This window comes from Micromonospora acroterricola, from assembly GCF_003172955.1.
Lineage (GTDB): Bacteria > Actinomycetota > Actinomycetes > Mycobacteriales > Micromonosporaceae > Micromonospora > Micromonospora acroterricola.
In genome coordinates this window covers 17,977-28,215 of the sequence record NZ_QGKR01000161.1, presented here as the reverse complement: position 1 = coordinate 28,215, position 10,239 = coordinate 17,977, and the positions used below count along the sequence as shown (strand labels likewise).

General features: G+C 72.4%; 5 protein-coding genes. 3 read left to right on the top strand and 2 right to left on the bottom strand.

Features of this window, described 5'->3' with window-relative positions:
- Nucleotides 1-262 precede the first annotated feature (262 nt).
- The 3 genes from DKT68_RS09635 to DKT68_RS09625 are packed head-to-tail and all read left to right on the top strand — an operon-like array spanning nt 263 to nt 3,589.
- Nucleotides 263-868 (top strand): class I SAM-dependent methyltransferase, encoded by a 606-nt coding sequence (locus DKT68_RS09635; protein ID WP_109817080.1) that lies wholly within the window; start codon nt 263-265, stop codon nt 866-868.
- Nucleotides 869-909: 41 nt separating this feature from the next.
- A complete protein-coding gene (locus DKT68_RS09630; protein WP_109817079.1) occupies nt 910-2,589 on the top strand; it encodes an ABC-F family ATP-binding cassette domain-containing protein in 1,680 nt (559 codons plus the stop codon).
- 37 nt (nt 2,590-2,626) lie between these two features.
- Complete coding sequence (locus tag DKT68_RS09625; protein ID WP_201748973.1) at nt 2,627-3,589, top strand: aldo/keto reductase; 963 nt, start codon at nt 2,627-2,629, stop codon at nt 3,587-3,589.
- A gap of 97 nt (nt 3,590-3,686) precedes the next feature.
- Here DKT68_RS09625 and DKT68_RS09620 read toward each other — a convergent pair whose 3' ends face one another.
- Both DKT68_RS09620 and DKT68_RS09615 read right to left on the bottom strand, forming a co-directional pair.
- Nucleotides 3,687-4,235 (bottom strand): hypothetical protein, encoded by a 549-nt coding sequence (locus tag DKT68_RS09620; RefSeq protein ID WP_109817077.1) that lies wholly within the window; start codon nt 4,233-4,235, stop codon nt 3,687-3,689.
- Between the two features lie 71 nt (nt 4,236-4,306).
- On the bottom strand, nt 4,307-10,162 hold the full coding sequence (locus DKT68_RS09615) for a ThuA domain-containing protein (RefSeq protein ID WP_109817076.1): 5,856 nt from the start codon (nt 10,160-10,162) through the stop codon (nt 4,307-4,309).
- Nucleotides 10,163-10,239: the final 77 nt, after the last annotated feature.

Here is a 10,239-nt window from a genome sequence, read left to right as displayed (position 1 = left end):
CTCCTGGTCGATCGCGACCCACAGCCGCAGGTCACGCCGACCTTCCAACCCAACGCCGCCCCGTCCGCCCCGGCGGACCGGCGCCGCGCACCGACAGGTCGGACCCGTCATCGGGGTACTCCACGAAAGCGTCCTCATCGGACTCGTACCGATACACCATGTCGCCCAGAGTAGGAGGCATTGTCCCTTTAGGGGGTAATAACGGGAAATGTAGGTGTGGGCCGTGTCGTGCCGTACCCGGGCCGGTGCGAGAATTGCCGGCGTGACCGGCGACCACTACTTCACCGCTCAGCCCGCCAGCGACGCCCCGCCGCGCGAGGTCGAGTTCTCCGTCGCCGACCGCGACTACCGGCTCGCCTCGGCCGGCGGGGTCTTCTCCGCCACCCGTCTCGACCCGGGCACCGCCGTCCTCCTCCGCAAGGCGGAGCTGCCCACCGCCGACACCACGGGGGATCTGCTCGACCTGGGCTGTGGGTTCGGGCCGATCACCTGCGTGCTGGCCGACCTGGCGCCGGCCAGCACCGTGTGGGCGGTCGACGTCAACGCCCGCGCCCGCGAGCTGACCGCGGCCAACGCGGCCCGGGTCGGCGCCGGTGACCGGGTCCGGGTCGGCGCGCCGGAGGACGTGCCGGCGGAGATCCGCTTCGCCCAGCTCTGGTCGAACCCGCCGATCCGGATCGGCAAGGACGGGTTGCACGACCTGCTGCTGCGCTGGCTGCCCCGACTCGCCCCGGACGGCGTCGGCTGGCTGGTGGTCGCCCGGCACCTCGGCGGCGACTCGCTGCACCGCTGGCTCACCGACCAGGGCTGGCAGGTCGAGCGGCACGCCAGCCAGAAGGGCTTCCGGGTGCTGCGGGTCACCCGGTAATTGGATGTACCGCCCCACCCTCGCTGGGGCAGGATCCCGGCGTGGGATACGTGGACGTGGCAGGGGTCGGGCACATCCTGCCCGACGGTCGGGAACTCTTCGCCGACGTGTCGTTCCGGGTCGGTGAGGGCGCCAAGGTCGCCCTGGTCGGGCCGAACGGCGCGGGTAAGACGACGCTGCTGCGGATGGTCGCCGGTGACCTGCCGGTGCGTACCGGAGCCGTCGCGCGGGCCGGCGGGCTGGGCGTCATGCGCCAGTTCATCGGCATGATCGGCGACGGGTCGACGCTCGCCGACCTGGCGCTGTCGCTGGCCCCACCGCCGCTGCGCGAGGCCGGCCGCCGGCTCGGCGAGACCGAGGCGGCCATGCGAGCGGCCGAGGTCCGCGGCAAGTACAGCACCGCCGCCGCCAAGACCCAGATGGCGTACGCCGACGCGCTGGGCGCCTGGGGCGAGGCCGGCGGGTACGACGCCGAGGTGCTCTTCGACACCGTCGCCACCATCGTCCTCGACCTGACGTGGGACGCCGTCCGGGACCGGCCCGTCCGCACCCTCTCCGGTGGACAGCAGAAGCGCTTCGCGCTGGAGCTGCTGCTGCGCGGCCCGGACGAGGTGCTGCTGCTCGACGAGCCGGACAACTTCCTCGACGTGCCCGGCAAACGTTGGCTGGAGGCGCGGCTCGCCGAGTCGACCAAGTCGGTGCTGTACGTCTCGCACGACCGTGAGCTGCTGGCTCAGACCGCCGATCGGGTGGTCGCCGTGGAGGGCGGCAGCGCCTGGGTGCACCCGGGCGGCTTCGCCAGCTGGCACGAGGCGCGGGTGGCCCGGCACGCCCGCCTCGACGAGCTGCGCCGGCGCTGGGACGAGGAGCACCAGAAGCTGCGCGAGCTGATGCTGATGTACAAGCAGAAGGCCGCGTACAACGACGGGTTGGCCTCCCGGTACCAGGCCGCGCAGACGCGGCTGCGCAAGTTCGAGGAGGCCGGGCCGCCGCCCGTACCCCCGAAGGACCAGGACATCCGGATGCGCCTGACCGGCGGGCGGACCGGCAAGCGCGCGGTCGTCTGCGACCAGCTGGAGCTGGACGGCCTGACCTACCCCTTCGACCTGGAGATCTGGTACGGCGACCGGGTGGCGGTGCTCGGGGCCAACGGCACCGGCAAGTCGCACTTCCTGCGGCTGCTGGCCCGGGGTGGCAGCGACCCCGACCCGGCCAACGGGCCGGTCGACGGGGCGGGCGCGCTCGCTCCGGTGGCGCACGACGGCGCGGCGCGGCTCGGCGCCCGGGTGCGCCCGGGGCACTTCTCCCAGACCCACGACCGGCCGGAGCTGATGTCGAAGACGCTGGTCGAGGTCCTCTGGCGGGGCGACGAGCACCGGACCGGGATGGACCGGCACGCGGCGATGGGGGTGCTCAGCCGCTACGAGCTGGCCGGGCAGGGCGACCAGCGCTTCGGCACCCTCTCCGGTGGGCAGCAGGCCCGGTTCCTGGTGCTGCTGCTGGAGCTGTCCGGGGCGACCCTGCTGCTGCTCGACGAGCCCACCGACAACCTCGACCTGGCCAGCGCGGAGGCCCTCGAGGCGGGCCTGAACGCGTTCGAGGGGACGGTGATCGCCGTCACCCACGACCGCTGGTTCACCCGCTCCTTCGACCGGTTCGTGCTGTTCCGGGGCGACAGCGAGGTGGTGGAGACCCCGGAACCGGTCTGGGACGTCGGCTGATCGGTCGCCGGGCGGTGGCCCGTCGGGGCGGCATAGGGTGGATCTCGTGACTGAGATGACCTATCGCCGGCTGGGCGACTCCGGGCTCGTGGTGTCCGTGGTCGGCATCGGCTGCAACAACTTCGGCCGCAAGCTCGACCTCGACGGCACGCGCGCGGTGGTGGACGCCGCGCTGGACGCCGGGATCAACTTCTTCGACACCGCCGACATCTACGGCGAACCGCAGGGCGACTCCGAGGAACTGCTCGGGCAGGCGCTCAAGGGACGCCGGGACGACGTGGTGGTGGCCACCAAGTTCGGCATGGACATGAACGGCCTCAACGGGCCGGACCACGGCGCCCGGGGCGCGCGGCGCTACATCGCCCGTGCCGTGGAGGCGTCGCTGCGCCGGCTCGGCACCGACCACATCGACCTGTACCAGATGCACGAGCCCGACCCGGGCACGCCGATCGACGAGACGCTGGCCGCGCTGGACGACCTGGTCCGCGACGGCAAGGTGCGCTACCTGGGCAACTCCAACTTCGCCGGCTGGCAGATCGCCGACGCGGACTGGGTGGCCTCGTCCAACGGCCGGTCCCGCTTCATCAGCGCGCAGAACCACTACAGCCTCCTGGAGCGGTCCGTGGAGACCGAGGTGATCCCGGCCTGCGAGCGGTTCGGCCTCGGCATGCTGCCGTTCTTCCCGCTGGCCAACGGTCTGCTCACCGGCAAGTACAAGCGCGACGAGCAGCCGCCGGCCGGCAGCCGGCTCTCCGGCGGCGGCCGGTACGCCCAACGGCTCGCCGCGGCCGACTGGGACACCATCGAGGCGATCGAGGCGTACGCGGCCGAGCGCGGGCTGACCATGCTCCAGGTGGCGATCGGCGGGCTGGCCGCCCAGCCGGCGGTGACCTCGGTGATCGCCGGCGCCACCACGCCGGAGCAGGTGCACGCCAACGCCGCCGCCGGCACCTGGGAGCCCGGCGACGAGGACCTGGCGGCGCTGCGCGCCATCCTCTGAGCCGCGGCGGCGGCGCGGAATCGTGATCCACACGCCTTTCCGGAAGTCGGGGTGACCCGAGGTTGGGGACACCCCGACTTCCGGCAGGTGGGGCCGATCAGTCGTTCCGGGTGCCCGGCGGGCGTCGGCTGAGCAGCATGGGCACCGCCACCGCCAGCGCGGTGAGCACCAGGGCGGCCAGCCCGACCGGCCACCACCAGGCGCTTCCCGCGGCGGCGGCACGGGCGTCGGTCGCCGGCCCGGTCGCCGGGACCGGGGCGGGCGCCGGCGGCGACTGGGCCGCCCTCGCCCGCACGGTGGCGGTGGCCTCGCTCTTGTTCGGCGCCGGGGCGCTCACCGTCACCTTCCAGGCGCCCGGGGACAGCAGCGCGCCGCTGCTGTAGAAGCCCTGGCCCTCGGGCGCCGGCTCCAGTTGCACCGGGCCGAGCCGCCGCCCCTCCGGGCCGGTGCCGGTGAGGACCAACCGCACCGGCCGGTCCAGCCGGTGCCCGTCGGCGTACGTGGCCTGCACCGTGACGCCGTCGGCGCCGTCGCCGGCCACGGTCAGCTTGAGCTTGCCGGTGTGCGCCGTGGCCGGCGCCGCGGAGAGCAGGGCCAGGGCCAGTCCGGCGAGCAGGGCGGCGAACACCTTGCGGGTACGCGTCACGGACGTCTCCTCACTGCGGATGAGGGAGGCCCCTCCCCGACGCCGGAGCGTCCGGGAGGGGCCTCGTCGGATCAGAGCTGGCGACCGGGGCTGAGCCGGGTGGCATCGCCACCGAGCCGACCGGCGCCCTTGACCGGCTCGCCGTCGTTCGCCTTCACCCCGGCCTTGCTGGCCGCGCCGCCGAGCCGGACGATCATGGCGTCGGCGTCCCGGATCAGGACGTCCCGGATCTCCGCCTCCGACACCAGGGCGGCGTTGGTGGCGAGGGCCCGGAACTCGGTCAGCTGCTTGACCGCCTTCGTGTCGTTGCCGGCCGCCTCGGCCTTGCGGGCCGCGTCGAGCTTCGCCGTCAACTGCTTGTGCGCGTTGGCCGACAGCCGCCCCGTCGCCTTGAACCGGTCCAGCAGGTTCTGCATGTCGCGGAACGAGGTGGTGACGAAGAACCGGACCGCCGAGGTGGTCGTGTTGCCCGCCTTGTCGGTCGCGGTCACGGTCAGCTCGTGCAGGCCGAGCGGCAGCTCGTACATGGCCTGCAGGGTGCCGCTGGCGTACGACCGGCCGTCCAACCGGCCGACCACGCTCGCGATGCCCGAGGTCGGGTCGACGGCCTGCCAGGACACCCGGACGTCCTGGCTGTCCCCGTAGAGCTGACCGTCGGCGATCCCGGACACCAGCAGCGTCGGCTTGGCGCCGTCGATCCGCAGCACCGCCGACTTGAGCGTCTCGGCGTTGCCCGCCTTGTCGGTGGCCCGGAACAGCAGCTCGTGCTGCCCGTCACCGGTCACCTCGACCGGCGTCGAGTACGGCGTCCACGCGCCACCGTCCAGCGACCACTCCACCGCCTTGACCCCGGAACCGGCATCGGTCGAGGTCAGCACGACCGGGATCGTCCCGTCGTGCCAGCCGGCGTCGTTCGCCGGAGCGAACGTCGCCGAGGTGACCGGCGCGGTGGCGTCGATCCTGGCCGCGACGGTCTTCGTCGACTCCACGTTGCCCGCCTCGTCGGTCGAGCGGAACCGCAGCTCGTGCTCGCCGTCGCCGCTGACCGCCACCGGGGCGGTGTAGTCCGTCCAGGTGGTGGCCCCGTCCAGCTGGTACGCCGTGCCGGCCAACCCGCTGCCGCCGGCCTCGTCGGCGCCGGTCAGCGTGACCGTCACCGGCCCGGTGTACCACCCGTCGGTCGGGGTGCCCGAGACCGCCGCCGTGGTCACCGGCGCGGTCTTGTCGGCCGCCTCGGTGCTGAGCCGGAAGTAGTCGAACCCGGCGGTCTTCGAGGCGGTCTGGTTGGCGCCGAGGGTGAACAGCCCGACCTTCGGGGTGGCCCCGACCGCGGCGTTGGTGAGCGGCGCCAACGCGGTCCAGGTCGTCCCGTCGGCCGAGTACGACGCGGTGAAGGTGTCGCCACTGCGGGCGAGCCGCAGGTGCCACACCGCACCGGTCAGGTTGCCGGCCTCCGGCTGCGGGTTCTGGACCGCACCGCCGATCTCGCTGCGGAACTCGATCCGCCGCGTCACCGGCTGACCGGCCTGATTGTCCGCGATGTAGTCGAACTTCAGGTAGTTGTCGTCGTCCGCCTGCACGATCAGGCCGGCCTGCTGGTACTGCTCGTTCAGCAGGCTGCCGTCGACCTTCGTCTCCAGGGTCCAGTCGCCGGACGGCGCGGTCTGGAGGATGAAGTTCTTCGGCCCGGTGTTGTCGCCGCCGTAGATGTCACCGTTGGGGACATCGATCCGTAGCGCGCCACCGGTGACCCGGTAACCGTTCGGGTCCTCCCGCAGGATCGCGTTCCACCGGCACTTGTCCAGCGCGTCGCCGGTGAACTCGTCGGACGGGTTCACCGGGCCGGCCGGGGCGTCCGGCGTGACCTGGAACCAGTCGAAGCCCGCGTCGACCACCGGCGCGTCGGTGCCGCCGTTGAGTGCGAAGACGCCGACCCGTGGGTTGGTGATGCCGGCGAGCGCGGCGGACCGGCCGACCGGGGTGAAGGTCTGCCCGTCGGCGGAGACGGCCGCGGTCAGGTTCGTCCCGTCGCTGGTGAGACGCAGGTGCAGCGTGTCACCGGCGGGCGCGGCGGTGCTGTCGGCGGCCTCGTTGCGCGGCGTGCCGGCCGTCTCCCGGATGAACTCCACCCGCCGGCTGCCGTTGTACAGCAGGTCCAGCTTGGCGTAGTTGTCGTCGTCGCCGTACACCAGCAGGCCAGCCTGCTGGTAGTTGGCCGTCACCGGCAGGGTGAACCGGGTGGTCGCCTGCCAGGCGCCGGACGGCGCCGGCTGGAGCACCAGGTTGGTGGCGTCGTTGCGGGCGCCGTAGAGGTCACCCACCGAGGTGGGCAGCCGCAGCGCGCCGCCGGAGACCGAGTAGAGCTGGTTCTCCCGGACGACACTGCTCCACCGGCTCTTGTTGAGGCTGGTGCCGTCGAAGTCGTCCGAGCGCGCCCCGAAGCAGGACGTGTTCGGCGCGTCCACCCGCACCGGCACCGTGGCGTACGACTTCGCGCCCCTGCTGTCCGTCGCCGTGAGGGTGGCGGTGAAGGTGCCCGGGCTGGTGTAGGTGTGGCTGGCGTCCGCGGTGGTCGCCGTGCCGCCGTCACCGAAGTCCCAGGCGTACGTCAGCGGGGTGTCCCCCTCGGCGTCGGTGGCCGTGCCGTCGAACGCGACGGTGACCGGCGCGGTGCCGGTCGCCGGCGTGGCGGTGGCGCTGACCACCGGCGGCGCGTTCTCGGTGACGCCGCGGCCGAGGAAGTCCATCCAGTTGACGTTGAAGAGCGAGCCCGCCCCGCCGTTCGGGTCCCGCGCGACGAAGTACAGCGTGCCGCTCCCGGCGCCGGTCACCGGCGCGGTCACGTCCGTGTACGTCTGCCACCCGCCGGTGCCCGGCACGGTGGCCGTGGCGACGAGTGGCCCGTCGACCGCGCCCACCCGGACCTCGACCCGACCACCGGCGACGGCCGAGGCGGCCCGGAACCGGATGTCGGTGATGTTGGTCAGGTCCGCCGGGGCGAGCGACCACCAGTCGCCGTCCTCGATGAAGCCGATGTTCTGGCCGCCGCCGGCGGTGTCGGCGCTGGTCTCGCGCTGCACGCCGGCGTCCCCGCCGCCGGTGCTCACCGAGGCCCGCCCGGTGCCGGTGAAGTACTCGGCCTGCTTGCGCTTGGGCTGCAACTGCTCGATGGCCCGCCCGGTGAGCGGCCCGGCGCCGCCGTTGCCGCCCCGGTCGGTGTAGGTGGCCTCGAAGACCCCGAAGACGTTCGCCTCCGCGCCGTGCCCGGACGCGAGGGACGTCTGGACGGTGCCGGTGCAGCCGGTGTGCTGCTCCAGCGGGTGGGCGTGCTCGTCGTGACCGAGCAGCACCTGGAGCTGCACCCGGTCGCAGTCGATCTGGCCGTCCTCCGGGTCGGTCACCTTGATCGTGTAGCGGACCTGGTCACCCCAGTCGAAGAAGCCGCCGTCCGGCGGGAACTCGATGGTCACGGTGGGCGCGGTGTTGCCCACGGTGACTGGCACGTTGGCCACCGCGGTACGGCCCTTCGGGTTGGTGACGGTGAGCTGGGCGGTGAAGCTGCCCGCCGTCGCGTACGTGTGCGTCGGGTTCGCCTCGGTCGAGGTCTGTCCGTCGCCGAAGGCCCACGAGTAGGTGAGCGTGCCACCGTCCGGGTCGCGGGACCCGGCGCTGGAGAAAGTGACCGTCAACGGTGCCGGCCCCGAGGTCGGGGTGGCGGACGCCGCGGCGATCGGCGCGCGGTCACCGGCCGTGTAGTCGATCCGGTAGATGCCGGAGTTGTCGTTGTTGCCGCCGAAGCCGCTGCCCCACTCGATCAGGTACAGCGCACCGTCCGGGCCGAACTCGAAGTCCATCGGCCGGATCATGCTCATCCCGGTGAGCAGCTGGTTGATGTCCACCAACGACCTGCCGTCGGCGGTCACCTGCATCGTGTACATCTTGTTCTGGTTCCACTCGCCGAGCAGCGCCTTGCCGTCGTAGTACGCCGGCCACTTGCGGTCGGAGGCGAGGTCGGCGTCGTACCGGTAGACCGGGCCGCCCATCGGGGCGCCGCCGCCGCCGATCTCCGGGTACCGCGCGTCACCGGCGTACCCGTAGTCGACGGTGGCCGGGACGACCGGCGGGAGGTTGGTGAGGCCGGTGTTGTTGGGCGAGTTGTTCACCGGCGCCGCGCAGTCGAACTTCGCCCCGCTGGGCCCGGACGGGAAGGTGTAGTCGTTGTACGCCTCGTTCGTCCCGGTGCAGTACGGCCAGCCGTAGTTGCCGGGGGTGACGATGTTCCACTCGACCAGGCCGCGCGGGCCCCGGGTGGGGTTGTCCGCGTTGGCGTCCGGCCCGTAGTCCGCGACGTAGAGGGTGTTGGTCTTCGGGTCGGTGCCGATCCGGAACGGGTTGCGGAAGCCCATCGCGTAGATCTCGGGGCGGGTCTTCTCGGTGCCGGCCGGGAAGAGGTTGCCGGTCGGGACGGTGTACGTCCCGTCGTCCTCCGGGTGGATCCGGATCAGCTTGCCGCGTAGGTCGTTCGTGTTGCCGGAGGTGCGCTGCGCGTCGAAGTCCTGGCGGCCCGGCCGCTCGTCGATCGGGGTGTACGAGCTCGACTCGAACGGGTTGGTGTTGTCACCGGTGGCCAGGTAGAGGTTGCCCTCGCCGTCGAAGGCCATGCTGCCGCCGGCGTGGCAGCAGGTGTTGCGCTGGGTGTCGACCCGCAGCACCTGCTTCTCGCTGGCCGGGTCGATGGTGTCGCCGGTCACGGTGAACCGGGACAGCAGGTTGCGCGCGATGCCGTCGTTCGGCGCGTAGTAGAGGTAGACCCAGTTGTTGGTGGCGAAGTCCGGGTCGAGCCGGATGCCGATCAGGCCGTCCTCGTTGCCGGTGAAGACGTCCAGGTCGACGGCCGTGACGGTGCTGCCGGTGTCGGGCTTGACGATCTGCACGCGACCGTCGCGCTCGATGTAGAAGACCCGCCCGTCGGGGGCGATGTCCAGCTCCATCGGGTTGCTGGTGTTGCTGTCCAGCGTGACCTTCTCGAAGCTGGCGGTCTTCGAGGCGCCGCAGTCGGCGTCCGCCACTCCCGCGGCGGTCCGGATGCCGCCGAGCAGGTGGCCGAGGAACTCGGGCTCGGCGTACGACTCCCGCGTGTGCCCACCGCCGGCGTACCAGGAGCGGCCGCCGTCGAAGTCCTGGCACCAGGCGATCGGGTGGTCGGCGCCCATCGCGCCGGCGCCGGGGGAGTAGCTCTTCTCGTCCAGGCTGGCCAGGACGTGCACGTCGGGCCGGGGATTGGTCTGGTAGTTGTACCACTCGTCGAACCGGGACCAGCGGTCCGGCAGCTCGGCCGTGGACGGGTGGGCGTGGTCCTCCACCTTGACGGTGGCCTGCTGGTTGGCCGGGTGGCTGGCGAAGTACGCGCCGACCAGGTCGCCGTACCAGGCCCAGCTGTACTCGGTGTCCGAGGCGGCGTGGATGCCGACGTAACCGCCGCCGGCACGCACGTAGCGCTCGAACGCCGCCTGCTGCTCGGCGTCCAGGACGTCGCCGGTGGTGGAGAGCCAGATCACCGCCTTGTACCGGGCCAGATTGGCGTCGGTGAAAGCGCCACCGTCCTCCGAACTGTCCACCGTGAATCCGTTGGCCGCGCCGAGTTGCTGGATGGCGGCGATGCCGGTGGGGATGGAGTCGTGCCGGAAACCGGCCGTCTTGGAGAACACCAGGACGGAGAAGGGTTCGTCGGCGACCTGTGCCGCCCGGGGGAGCGCCTGGGTGACCGGCGCGGCCTGCGCGATCGCCGGCGCGGCCTGCGCGGCCGGGGCGGCCTGCGCGGCGGCGGGTGCCGCCTGCGCGGGCAGGCCGAAGAGGGTCGTCGAGGCGAGGGCCAGGGATATGAGGGTCGCGGTGATGGGTACACGGGCACGACGAGAATGGGACACGCCGCCTCCTTTGTCGCGGTGGACAGGGATCGCGGGGGCCGGCTCGCCGAAGACCGTCCCAGATGGAGCCGGTGCGT